The organism is Deltaproteobacteria bacterium (assembly GCA_016933965.1).
Lineage (GTDB): Bacteria > Desulfobacterota > Syntrophia > Syntrophales > UBA2210 > JAFGTS01.
Map to the genome: position 1 here is coordinate 13523 of JAFGTS010000028.1, position 15914 is coordinate 29436.

The window sequence follows — 15914 nt, forward strand, 5'->3', positions numbered from 1 at the left end:
CTTCCCGTTTCTCCTTCACCGGCGGTTCCGTTCACCGGACTACAGCTCGCCGGGACCTCCTATCCTTCCCAGGACGGCCGACGCTGCGGCGACGAACGGATTTGAAAGGTACACCTCACTTCCGGGATGTCCCATTCTTCCCTTGAAGTTCCGGTTCGTCGTGGAGATCGCCCGTTCTCCCGATGCGAGTATGCCCATATGCCCTCCCAGGCACGGGCCGCAGCACGGGGGGCCGATAACCGCCCCGGCATCCAGAAAGATATCAATAATCCCTTCACGGATCGCATCCTTGAGAATGGCGGGTGATCCGGGAATGATGATGAGCCTCGTACCGGCGGCAACCCGTTTCCCGCACAGCACGGAAGCGGCATCCCGCAGGTCTTCAAGCCATCCGTTGGTGCAGGAACCGATAAAGACCTGGTCGATGGGAACGTGCCCCGCTTCCGAGACGGCACATACGTTCGAGGGCAGATGGGGCATGGCGACCTGCGGCTCCATGGCGTCAACGGTAATGTCCACCGTTCGTGCATAGGAGGCGTCGGGGTCGCTTGTGAAAAAGACGGTGTCGCCGTCGGTCCTGTTCAGAATATATTCGCGGGTGATATCGTCAGGTTCTATGATCCCGTTTTTCCCTCCCGCCTCAATGGCCATGTTCGCCATGGTGAACCGCTGGTACTGGGGAAGCCCCCTGATCACCGTTCCGGTGAATTCCATTGCCGAATAGAGCGCCCCTTCGACACCGATCATCCCGATCGTGTGAAGGATGAGGTCCTTTCCTCCCACAAAGGGACGCAATGTCCCCTCGTAACGGAATCGGATCGTCGACGGGACCTTCAGCCATATCTCCCCCGTGGCCATGACGGCCCCCAGGTCGGTACTTCCCACGCCGGACGAAAAGGCCCCCAGGGCCCCGTAGGTACAGGTATGGCTGTCCGCCCCCACGATAAGCTGCCCGGGCAGGGCAAGCCCCTTTTCAGGGATGATGACATGCTCGATGCCGGTGTCGCCGCCTTCGAAATAGTGGATGATCCCCTGCTCCTTCGCGAATTCCCGCACCATTTTGACCTGTTCGGCTGAATCGATATCCTTGTTCGGTACGAAGTGATCGGCGACCAGCGCTATCCGTCGCGGGTCAAATACCTTCCCGGCCCCGATCTTCCGAAAGGTGTCGATCGCCAGGGGCGCCGTGATATCGTTCGCAAGGGCCAGATCGACCCGCACCTCTATCAGCTCGCCGGGAGACACGTTCTCCATTCCCGCGTGACGCGCAAGGATCTTTTCCGTAATGGTCATCGCCATATGTCATTTCCTCGTCTTGTTCCCAAGCGTTCCTCCGAAAAACCATTTCATGCTGCCGGCGCAGCACCCGCCTCGTACATCCGTACACGGCTCTTCTGTACTAAATTACCTCACCTCTCTCAACGAGATTCTTGTCATGTTTTTTTGCGGACCATGCGTCATAGGTCTAACAACCGTCGCCGTTCCGCGTCTTACCATTCGATTTCAGCGATTCCAGCCTGTTGAGTGCATCGATATAGGCCTTTGCCGATGCCACGATAACATCGGGATCGGCGGCCCTGCCGGCGATCACCCGGTCCCGGTACTTCAACTGCACCGACACGATGCCGAGAGCATCTATGCCTTCCGTGACGGCATTGACCTGGTACTTCAGAAGCCGGTGGTTGGTACGGGTCAATTTTCTGATCGTGGTGTAGGCGGCATCAACAGGACCGACCCCGCATCCGGCATCCTGGACCGTTTGACCCCTTATCTCCATCCGCACCGTTGCCGTCGGCATCACGACGTTGCCGCTCATCACATTGATGTGAAGTAGTTTGAACGTATCGGGCCGCCTGAAAATAACATCGGAAATGATGGATTCCAGGTCCTCGTCAAAGACCTGTTTCTTCATGTCGGCGACTTCCTTGAAGCGGGTGAATACGAGATCCAGCTCCTCCCTGGTCGGGTTGAACCCCAGTTTTTTCAACCGCTCCCTGACGGCATGCCGCCCTGAGTGTTTCCCGAGCACGATGCTGGCGTCGGAAACACCGACCTTGGCGGGTGTCATGATCTCATAGGTCGTCCGTTCCTTGTAAAATCCGTCCTGGTGAATTCCCGCTTCATGCGCGAAGGCGTTGTCGCCGACGATCGCCTTGTTCGGCTGCACCTGGATCCCGGTGATATCGGAAAGCAGCTTCGAGGTGTTGTAGATCTGTTGCGTTCGTACCCGTGTCGAGAGGCCAAGAACATCCTTTCTGGTTTCAAGAGCCATGACTATCTCTTCGAGAGAGGCGTTGCCCGCCCGTTCTCCGATACCGTTGATGGTGCATTCAACCTGCCTGACGCCGCATTTGAGCGCGGCCAGTGAATTGGCGACGGCAAGTCCGAGGTCGTCATGACAGTGGACGGAGATAACCGCCTGATCGATGGTGCGGACCCGGGAAAAGAGATGCGACAGCAGTTCACGAAATTCATCGGGTACCGCGTAGCCCACCGTGTCGGGGATGTTGACGGTGGTGGCCCCGGCGGCGATGACGGCCTCCACGACCTCACAGAGATAATCCCGGTTGGTCCGTGTCGCGTCCTGGGCGGAGAACTCCACGTTCTCCGTGTAGGAACGGGCCCGCTCAACGGCACGACATGCTTCCGCCAGGACCTCCTTCCGTGTCTTTTTCAGCATGTGGTGCATGTGGATGTCCGAGGTCGAAATAAAAGTGTGTATCCGGGGAGTTACAGCGTCGCATATGGCTTCCCAGGCCCGGTCAATATCGCCGAACTCGGTCCGTGCCAGCGCGGCGACCTGCGATCTCCTGATCTCGCGTGCGATCTGCCTGACGGAATTAAAGTCCCCCGGAGACGCGACGGGAAATCCCGCTTCAATGACGTCGACACGGAGCTTTTCAAGCTGCCGGGCAAAGCGAAGCTTCTCGCCGGGATTCATACTGAATCCCGGCGCCTGCTCACCGTCCCTCAGCGTTGTATCGAAAATAATGATCCTCTCCTGTTTCGCCGTCATGTGTCACTCCTTTCAATGAGTATAATGCCCGTCACCATACGGATGTATGGGTGGCGGTGCCCGGTGCGGGTTGCGACATGTTCAGAAGCAAAAAAAAAGGCCATGGGATCATCGCCCATGGCCTTCAGGTTGCACACTGTTGACTGTGTCAGGTCTCCCTGAAAACGACGGGCGGTATGGTACGGAGAAGGCCGAGGAGGCCGAGCGCCGCAAGGGTTCTTTCAATTCGAATGTCTCTTCCCAGAGTGTCCGTCATTTTCCTTCACCGGAGAAAAATTGGGGCGGTTTATAGTAAATAAAAATTCCCCTGTCAATGGTTTTTATGGGGTTTTTATGGGGAACACGGTTCTTATGGGGAAAACAAGTAAGAGGGAGAAGGGATTACGGATTACGGATTACGGATTACGGATTACGAATCCCGTTTCCCGAATCCCGATTTTTCGTACTCAGGCACTCAGGCACTGCCTTTCCAACCTATTTCTTTTTCTTACTGAGTTTATAATGAACACTGTCGGCGAGGGCGAGCCAGCTTGCCTCGATGATGTTCGATGACACCCCGATGGTCGTCCATGTCTCCTCGTCATCCCGCGATTCCAGCAGGACACGGACCTTCGCCGCCGTTCCCTCGCTCTCATCGAGGATCCGCACCTTGAAATCCACCAGGTGCATCTCGGCTATTTCCGGATAGAACTTCACCAGCGCCTTGCGGAGAGCGTTGTCCAGGGCATTCACCGGTCCGACCCCTTCGGCGGCGGTGATCTCGGCCTCATCACCAACGGAGATCTTCACCATCGCCTGGGAGTTTGAGGAATCCATTTTCGTTTTCTCATCGACGACGCGAAAGGAAGCAAGGCTGAAGGGTTCCTTGAACTCACCGGTTGCTTTCTTTATCAGCAACGCCAGTGAGCCATCGGCGGCATCGAACTGATACCCTTCATTCTCCATTCGTTTTATCTCTTCAACGACCTTCCGGCTCACACCGTTGTCGCCATTCAGGTCCACGCCGAGTTCCCGTGCCTTGTAGATGATATTGCTTTTCCCCGAGAGGTCCGATGTGAGCACCCGCCGGCTGTTCCCGACCTGTTCGGGGTCCGTATGTTCGTAGGCCGCCGGATTCTTCAGAATGGCGTTGACATGAACGCCACCCTTGTGGGCAAAGGCGCTTCTCCCCGTATAGGGGCGGGAACTGAGCGGCGGTATGTTCGCCACTTCGCCCACGAACCGGGAAAGGGCGGTCAGGTGCTGTAATGACGATTCGGGCAGGCACTTCCTGTTCATCTTGAGCACGAGATTTCCGATGATCGGAATGAGATCGGCATTGCCGCACCGCTCGCCGTATCCGTTCACCGTACCCTGTACCATGGTGACGCCGCACTCGACGGCGCAGAGCGAATTGGCCACGGCCAGGCCGCAATCATTATGGACATGGATGCCGAGCAGGTCACCGGGGACCGTTTTCATGACCTCTCGAATGATCTCCGTGAGCTCTCCCGTCATGGTCCCTCCGTTGGTGTCACAGAGAACGATGCGGTCGGCGCCGGCATCCGCCGCTGCTTCGACGGTCTTCATGGCATAGGATGGGTTGTTCCGGTACCCGTCGAAAAAATGCTCCGCGTCATAGATGACCTCTCGTCCCTGAGACTTCATGTACCGGACCGAGTCCGCTATGATCTTCAGGTTGTCGTCAAGGGCGATGTTCAATATCTCCGTCGCGTGCAGGTCCCAGCTCTTCCCGAAGAGAGCGACGGCCGGTGTTTGAACCTCAAGAAGCGCCGAGAGGCTCGGAGACTGTTCGGGCGGTACGCCGGGCTTTGCCGTACTGCCGAAGGCGGTCAGGCGTGTATTCTTGAACGTCATTTCCGCCGCCATTGTGAAAAACTGCATATCCCGCGGATTGGACCCCGGCCAGCCCCCTTCGATATAATGGATCCCCATTTCATCCAGCCGTCCGGCAATGCGGAGCTTGTCCTCGGCGGAAAAGCTGATCTGCTCGCCCTGCGTTCCGTCCCTCAGGGTCGTGTCGTAAAGCTCTACATCCCATTCTTTCATAATCATCTCCATCCAAAAAAAATCCGCTACCGGCTCTGTGACCGATAACGGATTTTGAATTTTTTTGTTTCTGAACCCTACTCCATTATCAGGTCACATATGTACCCCCGTAATAATTATGCCGATTATAATAATGGAGCTGCTGTTCAGGTTCTTCATTTCATATCCTTTTGAACCTACTTTCTAATCTCTTATAACGGCAATGTCAATAAAAAACATTGGTGCCTGAGTGCGGGGCATAGGATGAGGAGGATTACGGATTACGGATCACGGATTATGAATCCCGTTTCCCGAATCTCAAAGATAGGAGCGCGCGCCGACATAGCACTCTTCGTAGTACCCCTCCCGGAGCGAATCGATACGCACCGCCCCTCCCCTGCCGGGCGCATGGATAAACCTCCCCTCCCCCATATAGATACCCACATGGGAGACCCGGGCACCACGGGACGTTCTGAAGAACACCAGGTCCCCTTCCCTTACCCGCCGCAGCTTCACAAGCCTGCCGGCATTGAACTGCTCTCTCGATGTACGGGGCAGGTTCAACCCGTTCAAACGATAGACGGCCATGACGAGGCCGCTGCAATCAAACCCTTCATCAACATCCGTCCCGCCCCACCGGTACGGCACGCCGAGGTAGCCGCGCGCCGTCTCGATAATTCCTTCTCTGAGCCGGCCTTCTCCCGTTTTCCGCTGCGGCGCCGCTGGATACTCTTCGGGACTTACTATGTAAAACTCCTCGATAATACCCTTTTCGACAAGATCACGGGCCTTTTCCTCCGCCTGCTCCCGGGAAGTGAAATTTCCGAAGCGAACACGGTACAGGCCGTCGGAAGATACGAAATAGTAAGCCTCGAGGTCATATCTGTTTATGGAATCGGTGAGACGGGCCGCGTTTTCAACGACCGTGAAGGCACCGGCCTGGATCGTATACCCGAGAGGGGCGAGTCTTCCGGTATCGGCAGGCCCTTCCTCCGGCAGCCGGGTGCCCGCGCATGCAGTGATGATCAAAAGGACTGACAGGCATGCCAGTGCATGAACCCACGGGGGCCTTCTTTGCTGACCACCCTTATTCCCTCCGGATCGTGAACTCATATCAAAGGTTAATGGTTCGCTTTCCGCTCCAGCGCTCAAGCCTGCCGATGGCATGAAAGACCGACGGGGGCATGCTGAAGGGCATTCCGAAAAGTTTCCATGATATGAACTCCATGATGAAACCCGCTGTTTCTTCCGTATCCATATAGGCGAATTCTGTGGTCATCGGGAAGGCCCGGAGACGCCCCCGTATGAAGATGGGAAATCCTGCAGCCACTAATCTCCCGGCCCACTCATCGACGTCCTTCACGATCATGCCAAGGTGCTGGACCACCGTGCCCCTGCCGGGATCGAGAGAACGCCGGTAGAAATCCGAACCCTCTCCCGGTTCCAGCAGTTCCAGTTCAAGGCCGCTGAGATAGGCAATGCCCATTTTCCCTCGGAAGGCTCCCTCCGTCCCTCTTTCGCGCCAGTATACGGGGCTGCCCGCGGCGATGAAAAAGGGGCCGATCCCCCGTTTCTCAAGCCGCTGCGCAGCCTCTTCAACATCGGCCACAACGAGGCCGAGCTGATGTATCGGCGGAAGACCGTATTTTCCCCTGAAGTCAGCGGCCAGTCCTGACGCCGCCCTGCCGAAGTCCGCCTCCTCCAGGAGATGCTCCAGAAGCACCGCCCCTTCAGCCATGATCACACCCTCCTTTTCCGGAATTGCCATATCCGCTCAACAAGCGGCACCGGTGTCATGGTCCGGTGACGGATACGCGTGCTCGCTGTTTCCGGGCCGCCGTCCCCCTTTCAGTCACCATCCTTTCCGCTTTCGTGAACCTCCCACATATCTTCGTCGGTGAAGCACCGTTCACTTTCATCGGGTTTCATGGCGTCTTTTTCCATGTGTCTCCGGTCGTAAGGCTGATTGAGGACCTCATCGTAATATTCATGCTGTATCATGAGGTTCATGATCTCGCTCGTTCCCGTCCATATCAGCGAAAGGCGTGTGTCACGCAGAAACCGTTCCATGGGATATACTTCCGTATATCCGATACCCCCCATGACCTGCATCGCGTTGTTGACAATGTTCCAGGCGGCCTCCGTGGCGTATCTCTTCGCCTCGCTCACGATGCGGCGCTTGTTTGGATAATCCTCATCAACGGCCCGGGCCGCCATGTAGGTCAGCGCCCGCGCCGCATCCAGCTGGGTGATGGAATCTGCGACCATGAAGTTCACGGCCTGAAATTTCCGGATCAGTTTGCCGAAAGCGGCCCTTCGGTTCGAATATCTCACCGCCAGGTCCAGCGCCCCCCAGATACCGAGGCAGCCGGCGGCCGACGTCATGCGTTCCGGTATCATCATCTGGTTGAAGCACAGGGCACCGCCGTGAAGCTCGCCTATCAGGTTCTCTTTCGGCACCTTTACGTCCCTGAAAACCAGCCGACCGGTACCGCCGCCGCGGCATCCCAGAAGACCGTAATGATACTCGGTTTCGACACCGGGACCGTCCTCGATGACGAGGAGGCTGATGCGCTGGTATTTGTGAGCATCGGGCTCGAAGTTCGTCCGGCAGTACACGAGGTAAAAATCGGAACCTTCGGCGCCTACGACGAACCGCTTCTGCCCGTTGACGACGAAATGGTCCCCCTGGAGGACCGCCTTCGTGGTGGCCCCGAAGAAGTCGGACCCGCCCCGCGGTTCCGTCAGGGCCTCGGCGGCAACGAGCTTTCCTTCAATGTAAGGCTTGAGGAACTTCTCCTTCTGTTCGTCGGTACCGAAAAGGTTCAAGGCTTCACCGACGATGGAAGGCATGACGAAGGCACAACCCAGCGCCATTCCGAGACAGCCGATCTCTTCCGTCGCGGCAACGTCCGCCACCCAGGTCAACCCCCTGCCGCCCCACTTCTTGGGAAAACGGATGCCCCGCAGGTTACGGCTTGCCAATTGCTCGACGAATTCGCGAGGATATATGATCTCGTCACGGTCCATTTTTCTGAGGAAATCGCTCGTTATTTCCTCCCTGACGAATGTCCTGACCTCGTCTCTTACGTGCCTCTCCTCCGGCGTCAGCAAAAAATCGTACATATCCCTTCTTCCTCCTTACTTAATTCCTGTGAACACCATATGTCATGACGGTACATCCGACATTCCGGCCACCCCTGCGGGGCGACCGGACACATTTTCCGGATATGACGGTTCATCGAACATCATGCGACCGCAACTGGAACGACATAAAACAGTATAGCGAAAAAATGCAGGACGCTCCCGGCAAGGACGAACAGATGCCAGATGGCGTGATTATAGGGAAGCCGATCAAAAACGTAGAAACCGACACCCGCCGTGTAGGAAATTCCACCCGCGAAAAGCAGTATCAGACCGCCGGGCGCAAGCGCCGAGAAAAGGGGCTTGATGGCGACGATCACCACCCAGCCCATGGCGATATACAGAATGATCGATACAACGGTGAACCGCCTGAGCGGTGACAGCTCAAAGAGGATCCCCAGAACGGCCAGCCCCCAGATGACCCCGAAAAGCGACCACCCCCAGGGGCCGCGAAGACTGACAAGCGTGAAAGGCGTGTAGGTGCCCGCTATCAGAAGGAATATGGCTGAGTGGTCGATCAATCTCAGGACACGCTTCACCCGGGGTGACCGGATACCGTGGTACAGTGTCGATGCGGTGTATAAAAGGATCAGCGTGGCGCCGAAAATGCTGCATCCCACAATGTGAGAGGCCGTTCCGAAAAGGGCGGAAAATGCCGTCAGCACGGCGAGACCCGCGATGGCGAGAACGATACCGACCCCATGGGTGATACTGTTCGCTATTTCCTCACCCAGACTGTACCGGCTGAATGTCCCGTCTGCCGGCATGCTGCATCTCCTTCCTACTTCTTCCGTTCTTTCTCCAATCACGAAAAGAGCCCCTTCCGGGACATGTTCAACTGGAGTGAATAACTCTCCATATCGCACCTGGCCGAAAAAGTCCATACACCAGGGGGAAACCTCTGAAAAGTCCATTGTCCCGGATTACACATAAAGGCAGGGCGCGTGAATCACGAGATGGAAGAGGGGTCAGCAAAGTCATCCCTTTCTCATAAAGAGATCAGCAGGTCACAGGCGGTCATCAATTCCTCCACCAAGCGGCGCTCTTTTCGGGACAGGGCGGAATCACCCAGGCTTTCCCCGTAATAGGCGTTGATGATCCGTGTTTCGGCGCTTGAAAGGACACGGCACAGCCTCTCCATGGTCCCACGGTGCAGATAGAGCGTGACATCGTTGATAAAAAGTACTTTTTTCGGCGTGCCGAGGTAGCTCGTGAACAGTCTGTCAATGGCGGCGGCGTTCTTTTTCGCAACGCTTTGCACTTCCCTCTGGTTCCGTCCGAGAAGTCGCGGTGGATCGATGCCGGTCGTCATATAGAGGACACCCTGCTCAGCGACATCCGCCATTTTACCCCCGATCCCCTTGTACATCTCCGGGGCGAGGTCGATGACCGCGATGTCCCGCTCACCCTCTTCCAGGAAAGCATCAAGGATGTCCCGCGTAAAACGGGTCTTCCCCGCGTTGACATCCCCCGTGATGAGCGTCATTCGGTTAAGGAAAAGTTTCGTATCGAACATGGTTCATCCACAACATTTACCAGATCCAGGGGCACCATATCCGCCCGCTTTTTCACAGCAACTTCATAACGATGAAGCGCACCGCTAAAAAGGTCGTTACCAGGAGTGTCAGCACACCCAGCACATTGAGCACCGGTGAATTCCTGTCCGCTCCCGCAATATCCTTTCTGTTGAGGAGATACAGGATCATGGCGATAATAAGCGGGGTTCCGCACAGACCGAGAGCAAGCATCAGCGGGAGAAGAAGGAAAAAACCTCCCTTGAGGAAGGGTCCGAACGCGACGATGGCGGCCCCGACGGCAGCCGTCCAGGCAAACCGGCGGTCACCCCGGTAGAGGGGCCACTTCATCTTATCGACAAAAAAGTAGGTCGCCGCCAGCATTGTCGGGGACAGCGTGGAAAATGCCGCCCCCCATATCCCCACGAGAAAAATGAACATGGCGCTTTTTCCAAGGAGCGGCTCAAGGCTCAGCGCGGCGTCGGTGGCGGTCCGGACCGTTATATGATGAGGATGCAGAACGGAGGCGGCCACAAAAAATATGATGACGCTGTATAATCCGAAGGCGATACCCATGGAGACGGCGTTATCGAATCGCGCGAGAGGCAGGTCCTTCCTCGTCCAACCCTTCGCGTTCGTGTTGTACGTATGAAGCCCGATAATGGTGATGTGGACGGCGCCACCCATGATGGCGGCCATCATCAGGGCCGATTCCATGCCGCCCGGTATATTGGGGATAAGTCCCCGCCCTATTTCCTTCCAGGAAAGGTCCACCATTCCGAGGGTGATGACGAAACAGCAGAGCACGAACACAATGAGGCACTTGCAGAGTATTTCGAACCAGCGGTACCCCCCGCGTATGAGCATGAAGGCGATGACAAGGGCAAAAGGAACACTCCAGAAGGGGGAGTTGATGCCTGTCATCAGCGAGGTGACACCGACGAGCGCGTTCATGAGAACAAGGGCGGCAAGCCAGGTGACCGCCAGGGCATCGATGGCGAGTATCCATCCCCAGACGGGTCCGAGCCTCGATTCAACGGTTTCGATGATCCCCTTTCCCTCGATGACGCCGATCCGGGCTGCCAGGTACTGGGCCGTGGCGCCGAAGAGAACGCTCAGGAGAACAACCCAGAGCATGCGGTATGAATAGGCGGCGCCGGCGATACAGAGACTCGCCAGCGTTGCGGGACCACTCGCGTCAGCCGCAATGATCCAGGCAGGCCCCATCTCTTTGAAATATGCACGCCATCGCTTCAACATCATTTTCCTCCTTCTGCCTAAGTTCCGCGGCCCCTTTTCAGGGTTTTATCCCCCCGCTTCCGAGTATTTTCGTCACCTCAACGCGCTTCCTGATCAATCCCTCCGCCGCAGCGAAGTCCGCGAAGGCCTGCCATCGTGCCGCATCGTGCTCCTGGCTGCGGGCAAAGAGCGGCAGGGTGATCGCGAACGCCTTCGTCTCCATGTCCCGGGGTGCCTCGGGAACGGCCGTAAAATACAGTTCCAGTGATGCCGCGGGATCCTGCACGGTGCTGGCGATGGACCGTTCGAGGGCACTGACGAAGCCGCGGACCGCCGCGGATTTTTCCCGGAGGACCTTCCCTCCCGTGATCACGACCAGTTCGTCATAATCGGGGATCCCCCATTGAACGAGGTCGAAATACCCGGCGTCGTACCCTTTCTCTTCCAGTTCAACCACCTCATAATTCCGGTAGGGCCCCATGACCGCGTCCACCTTTCCCGAGACCAGGGACTGTACGATGGCAAACCCGACGTTCACCAGACGATAGGATCGGATGCCGTTCTTTTTCGCGAAGGCCTGTGTCAGAATGTCCATCATGCCCGGCACGGTATACCCGATCGTTCTTCCTTCCAGGTCGGCGGGTTTTTCTATTCCCTTCCCTTTCAGAAAGAGAAGGACGCTGAGAGGGTGCTCGACCAAGCGTCCCACGACGGTGATGTCAAGCCCCTCGGCGGCCGCCATGATCACCTGCGGTTCATAGGCGATGGCCAGGTCGACATTGCCGGACGCGGCCAGTTTCAGGGCATCGGTCGTTCCCGACGGGCTCAGAATCTCAACGTCGACGCCCTCGTCGGCAAAGAGTCCCTGTGCCTTGGCAACATAGAGGGGAACATGGTCCACATTGGGAAACCAGTCCAGCATGAGTGTAAGCTGTTCAACCGCCTGGGCGGGAACGGTCAGGATCAGGATAAGCAGGACCCCGGGGATAATTTTTTTCAGCACTCCTTTCATGTTACACTCCTTCCTGTTGCCTCATTTCCAATAGATGATCTTTCTTTCCAGGTATCCCACAAAGACCCACAGTGTGAGCCCCATGACGGACAGCCAAAAGATGGCAGCGAAGACCATGGCGACGTTCAGCCGTGCGTTAGCCTGTATCATCAGATATCCCAGGCCTTTCTGAGCCCCCACCCACTCACCGATAACCGCGCCGATCGTTGCTACGGTGACACCCACCTTGAGACCCGCGAAGAAAAAGGGCAGCGCCCAGGGCCAGTAGAGCAGCCGCAGCGTATCTCCGAAGGAAGAGCCCATGAGGCGGAAAAGCATGATATGTTCGGACCCGCAGTTCTTGTACCCTTCAAGAAGGCTGACCGTGATGGGGAAAAAAATGATGATCGCCGCCATCAGTACCTTGCTCGCTATGCCATACCCCAGCCAGATCACCAGCAGGGGCGCCAGGGCGAAAACGGGGATGGCCTGGGACACGATGAGGAAGGGGGCAAGCGCACGCTCTATGGCCGGGTGAGCGAACATGAGCGTTGCGAGAGGCACGGCGATGAGAAGGGAAAGAACGATGCCCAGAAGTATCTCGAGGGCCGTGACCCCCGCATGGGGGATGAGGAGCGGAGCGTCAAGCAGGGCCACCGCAATGATGCGGGTCGGCGCGGGAAGGATGAACTCGGGAATGGCGAAGATATGGCAGGCCAGCTCCCAGAAACCGCATATGGTAACCACCAGCATGCCGGATATGAGCGTCGACCGCTCTTTCATTCCCGCCTGTCCCTCCATGCGACGCACGCGGCGGCTCCTGTCAGACCGTTCCCGCTCTCTTCCTGGAGAACCCGCAGGATGTGTTCCTTCATCTCCATGAATTCCCTTTCATCGGCCCGCCGCGGTTTTTCTCTCGTGAGCGAGAACCGCTCCCTGACGGTCATGGGGAATGCCGTCAGGACAAGGACCTCATCGGCCAGCAGGAGCGCCTCCTCCACATCGTGGGTGATCATGAGGATGGTCCGCTGAAATTCACTCTGCAGGAGCAGCAGGTACGACTGCAGGCTCCGTCTCGTGATCGCGTCGAGCGCCGAGAGGGGCTCGTCAAGTAGCACCAGTTCCCGATCGAACATGAGGGTCCGGACGAGGGCGCAGCGCTGCCGCATCCCCCCTGAAACCTTCTGCGGCGGATACTGCTCGAAACCGCGCAAACCGAGACGGTCGAACAGAGAGCCGGCCTTTTTCGCCGCTTCACCATCACGGCCGGATATCCGCGCCGGAAGAAGGGCGTTCCCCATGAGGGTAAGCCAGGGCAGGAGGAGGTCCTTCTGCTGCATGTACGCCGCCCGGTCGCGGAGGTCCGTCACCGGTTCCCCAAGCCAGGAGATATCCCCGCCGTCCTTCGGCACGATACCGGTCAGGACGTCGAAAAAGGTGCTTTTCCCGCAACCGGATGGCCCCACCAGGGCCGTGAACCCCCGACGGGGCAGTTCCAGGGTGAACCCGTCAAGAACACTGAGCGTATCGAACCGCTTTGTAAGGTTTCGCACAGAGAGCATTGAAGTACCTTCAGGACCGCAGCCGCCGGGACAGGGCGAGGACCTTTTCCACCACATCTCCGGGGTCCCTGCCCAGAATGCGGATCACCGGTTCCTTTCCAACGTCGCCCCGGTCGAATATCATGTCCGGCACGGTATCTCGCCGGGACACGACGACACCGGTCCCCCATTCAAGGGATGATCCTTCCCGGCGTTTGACGTCATCCGGCTCATCGGCGCGGCTGAATTCATCGATATCGTACCCGAGCTCGCGGCAGGCGCTGACCGCCTCATCGGAAAAGCGGACATCGATCGCCGAACGGCGGGTGTCATCATGGCGCATCACGGTCAGCACGATCCTGGCCACGTGACGCGAAGCACCAAAAGCCGGGTCATGAAGCGTTTCCACATCGTCACCGACACGGATGATCCTTCCCGGAACGCCGGCCACGTCATCGAAGTCTTCGGCACAGGGAAGCGCATACACAAAGTTCGACTGGATCTCGGGTATCATGTTCCCCACTTTTCCTTCTTTCAGACGCTCTACGGCCGCTTTGAGTTCCTGCAGGCAGCGATAGCGCTCGGCCTCTCGAAATATGGCAGCGAAGTGGTTCGTCGGCCCCTGACCGCTCCCGATGGCGAGGGAGAAACGGATCGCCGTGGTGATATAGCTTTTCGCGCGAGCCACGGCATCGAACGCATCCATGCCCTGACCGAGCCCTGTCGCGATGGCAGCGGACACGGTACAGCCCGTCCCGTGGGTATTCCTGGTCGCTATCCTCTCTGCGGAAAACTCGTGGAAATTCCTGCCGTCGAAGAAGATGTCCCTGGCATCACCGCTCATGTGACCGCCCTTGACAAAGACATTTTTCGCGCCCAGCGCGCAGATGCGCTCGGCCGCGCGTTTCATGTCATCTATGCCGTTCACCGGGATCCCCGTCAATTCCTCCGCTTCGGGGGCATTCGGCGTTACGACGAAGGCAAGAGGAAGCAATTCCTCAATGAGGGTTTTCTTCGCCTCTTCCCGGATAAGCCGCGCCCCGCCCTTTGCGACCATGACGGGGTCAACCACCAGTTTCGCGACCCCATACTGTCTGATCTTCCCGGCTACGGCGCTGATTATTTCCGAATTCGCCAGCATGCCGGTCTTAGCGGCGTCTATACCGATATCTGATGCCACGGAATCGAACTGCCGTTCGACGAACTCCAGAGGAACTTCGTGTATGCCCTGAACGCCGAGCGTGTTCTGTGCCGTCAGGGCCGTCACGACGCTCATGCCGAACCCGCCGAGGGCCGATATGGTCTTTATATCGGCCTGGATCCCTGCCCCGCCGCCCGAGTCGGAACCGGCGATAGTTAATACCTTTGTTATCTCCATATACTACTCTACCTCCCTACCAAACTGGATCACCAGGAGACGGCCGCTTTGAACCGATATACGTGCCCGCACGTCGGCAAGCCGGTTGCTGATGCCATAGGGCATACCGATCTCCATGGAACCATCCTTGAGAGAGTATTCGAACCCCTCAAGAGTGATCCCCGTCACCTCTGACGAAAGGGGAAGCACCGACACCGTATCTCTCAGTGTTCCCTCAATTTCACACACATCATCGACGACGAACACATCACAGGCCTCGTCGATGATCCTCGCTTCAATTCCCCGTGATGCCGCCGCAACCAGCAGTGAAATATTGGCCAGTGTATGGTCGAGGCGGCCTCCCAGGGCGCCGAATATGACGATCCGCCCCGGCTTCAGGGCAAAGGCTGCCTCCAGTGCAAGCTGTGTATCGGTTTCATTCTTGTGCCGGGGATGTTTCCTGACCTCACAGCCCCGTTGTGAAAAATACCTGAGCGTTTCATCATCCACGGAGTCCATATCACCCACCACCAGGTCGGGCATGATGCCCGCGGCCCGCAGATATCGAAGCGCGCCGTCGGCACAGATGATCGAATCCCTGTCCATCCCTTTCACCCGGGAGGCGAACCATTCGACATCATGAATGATCCCTCCCGACACAATAATGACCGTTCCTTTCATATCTCTCACCGACCCCTGAAACAAAACGGGGCATGTCCCCGCCGGAACATGCCCTGTATCGTATCCTGTTCTCCCTCCGCTGGCATTACCCAGATCAGGTTCAAAGGGTCTTATCTCAGCCGTTCCGGCACCCCTGGTTCGCTATTCACTTGTAGTTTTAATGTTACGTCAAACCGCTTTATGAATCAAGGATAATTTCATAATATCCCGATTACTGTATGGTACCTCATTTCAAAGTAATTTTTCCCCCATCAATGATATTCTCTTGACTTTAGCCTGCGCGGCAATTAGACTCCTCGAGCGTGTGAATATCACCGTGTTTCCCGTATGTTAAACGTACATCCCTGTATTATCAGCCTGTTTTCTTATGCTTGGAGCCTGTTGCGGCGGTAGTTGAGTGATC

Annotated in this window: 14 protein-coding genes and 1 riboswitch; all 14 genes read right to left on the bottom strand. The window is 57.1% G+C overall.

The genetic code is table 11. The features are described from left to right. Nucleotides 1-39 precede the first annotated feature (39 nt). Nucleotides 40-1299, bottom strand: coding sequence for a 3-isopropylmalate dehydratase large subunit (gene leuC / locus JXO48_06655; protein ID MBN2283553.1), 1260 nt, complete (start codon nt 1297-1299; stop codon nt 40-42). A 166-nt stretch (nt 1300-1465) separates the two neighbouring features. Next, on the bottom strand, nt 1466-3016 hold the full coding sequence (locus JXO48_06660) for a 2-isopropylmalate synthase (protein MBN2283554.1): 1551 nt from the start codon (nt 3014-3016) through the stop codon (nt 1466-1468). 474 nt (nt 3017-3490) lie between these two features. Continuing rightward, complete coding sequence (locus JXO48_06665) at nt 3491-5065, bottom strand: citramalate synthase (GenBank protein ID MBN2283555.1); 1575 nt, start codon at nt 5063-5065, stop codon at nt 3491-3493. A gap of 297 nt (nt 5066-5362) precedes the next feature. Next, complete coding sequence (locus tag JXO48_06670) at nt 5363-6157, bottom strand: C40 family peptidase (protein ID MBN2283556.1); 795 nt, start codon at nt 6155-6157, stop codon at nt 5363-5365. Nucleotide 6158: 1 nt separating this feature from the next. Then, nucleotides 6159-6782, bottom strand: a complete 624-nt coding sequence (locus JXO48_06675; GenBank protein MBN2283557.1) for a VOC family protein — start codon at nt 6780-6782, stop codon at nt 6159-6161. A gap of 110 nt (nt 6783-6892) precedes the next feature. Further along, entirely contained in the window at nt 6893-8170 is a 1278-nt protein-coding gene (locus JXO48_06680) for an acyl-CoA/acyl-ACP dehydrogenase (protein MBN2283558.1), read from the bottom strand. 122 nt (nt 8171-8292) lie between these two features. Then, the gene (locus tag JXO48_06685) at nt 8293-8955 is read right to left on the bottom strand and encodes a hemolysin III family protein (protein ID MBN2283559.1); all 663 of its coding nucleotides are present in this window, start codon (nt 8953-8955) and stop codon (nt 8293-8295) included. Nucleotides 8956-9176: 221 nt separating this feature from the next. Then, a complete protein-coding gene (locus JXO48_06690) occupies nt 9177-9704 on the bottom strand; it encodes a hypothetical protein (protein MBN2283560.1) in 528 nt (175 codons plus the stop codon). A gap of 52 nt (nt 9705-9756) precedes the next feature. Then, nucleotides 9757-10965 carry a divalent metal cation transporter gene (locus tag JXO48_06695; GenBank protein ID MBN2283561.1) on the bottom strand — a complete coding sequence of 403 codons (1209 nt, stop codon included), beginning with the start codon at nt 10963-10965 and terminating at the stop codon, nt 9757-9759. 34 nt (nt 10966-10999) lie between these two features. Then, nucleotides 11000-11941, bottom strand: coding sequence for an ABC transporter substrate-binding protein (locus tag JXO48_06700; GenBank protein ID MBN2283562.1), 942 nt, complete (start codon nt 11939-11941; stop codon nt 11000-11002). A gap of 33 nt (nt 11942-11974) precedes the next feature. Next, nucleotides 11975-12715, bottom strand: coding sequence for an ABC transporter permease (locus JXO48_06705; protein ID MBN2283563.1), 741 nt, complete (start codon nt 12713-12715; stop codon nt 11975-11977). Then, a complete protein-coding gene (locus JXO48_06710; protein ID MBN2283564.1) occupies nt 12712-13494 on the bottom strand; it encodes an ABC transporter ATP-binding protein in 783 nt (260 codons plus the stop codon). The genes JXO48_06705 and JXO48_06710 overlap by 4 nt, the downstream gene beginning before the upstream one ends. Nucleotides 13495-13504: 10 nt before the next feature. Beyond that, a complete protein-coding gene (gene thiD / locus JXO48_06715) occupies nt 13505-14851 on the bottom strand; it encodes a bifunctional hydroxymethylpyrimidine kinase/phosphomethylpyrimidine kinase (GenBank protein MBN2283565.1) in 1347 nt (448 codons plus the stop codon). A 3-nt stretch (nt 14852-14854) separates the two neighbouring features. Then, a complete protein-coding gene (locus JXO48_06720) occupies nt 14855-15520 on the bottom strand; it encodes a thiamine diphosphokinase (protein MBN2283566.1) in 666 nt (221 codons plus the stop codon). Between the two features lie 45 nt (nt 15521-15565). Then, nucleotides 15566-15656: riboswitch (TPP riboswitch) on the bottom strand. Between the last annotated feature and the right edge of the window lie 258 nt (nt 15657-15914).

What these genes read in the sequence shown, in the direction of transcription:
- leuC (MBN2283553.1), bottom strand. Translation starts at nt 1,299, where the DNA reads ATGGCGATGACCATTACGGAAAAGATCCTTGCGCGTCACGCGGGAATG.
- JXO48_06660 (MBN2283554.1), bottom strand. Translation starts at nt 3,016, where the DNA reads ATGACGGCGAAACAGGAGAGGATCATTATTTTCGATACAACGCTGAGG.
- JXO48_06665 (MBN2283555.1), bottom strand. Translation starts at nt 5,065, where the DNA reads ATGAAAGAATGGGATGTAGAGCTTTACGACACGACCCTGAGGGACGGA.
- JXO48_06670 (MBN2283556.1), bottom strand. Translation starts at nt 6,157, where the DNA reads ATGAGTTCACGATCCGGAGGGAATAAGGGTGGTCAGCAAAGAAGGCCC.
- JXO48_06675 (MBN2283557.1), bottom strand. Translation starts at nt 6,782, where the DNA reads ATGGCTGAAGGGGCGGTGCTTCTGGAGCATCTCCTGGAGGAGGCGGAC.
- JXO48_06680 (MBN2283558.1), bottom strand. Translation starts at nt 8,170, where the DNA reads ATGTACGATTTTTTGCTGACGCCGGAGGAGAGGCACGTAAGAGACGAG.
- JXO48_06685 (MBN2283559.1), bottom strand. Translation starts at nt 8,955, where the DNA reads ATGCCGGCAGACGGGACATTCAGCCGGTACAGTCTGGGTGAGGAAATA.
- JXO48_06690 (MBN2283560.1), bottom strand. Translation starts at nt 9,704, where the DNA reads ATGTTCGATACGAAACTTTTCCTTAACCGAATGACGCTCATCACGGGG.
- JXO48_06695 (MBN2283561.1), bottom strand. Translation starts at nt 10,965, where the DNA reads ATGATGTTGAAGCGATGGCGTGCATATTTCAAAGAGATGGGGCCTGCC.
- JXO48_06705 (MBN2283563.1), bottom strand. Translation starts at nt 12,715, where the DNA reads ATGAAAGAGCGGTCGACGCTCATATCCGGCATGCTGGTGGTTACCATA.
- JXO48_06710 (MBN2283564.1), bottom strand. Translation starts at nt 13,494, where the DNA reads ATGCTCTCTGTGCGAAACCTTACAAAGCGGTTCGATACGCTCAGTGTT.
- thiD (MBN2283565.1), bottom strand. Translation starts at nt 14,851, where the DNA reads ATGGAGATAACAAAGGTATTAACTATCGCCGGTTCCGACTCGGGCGGC.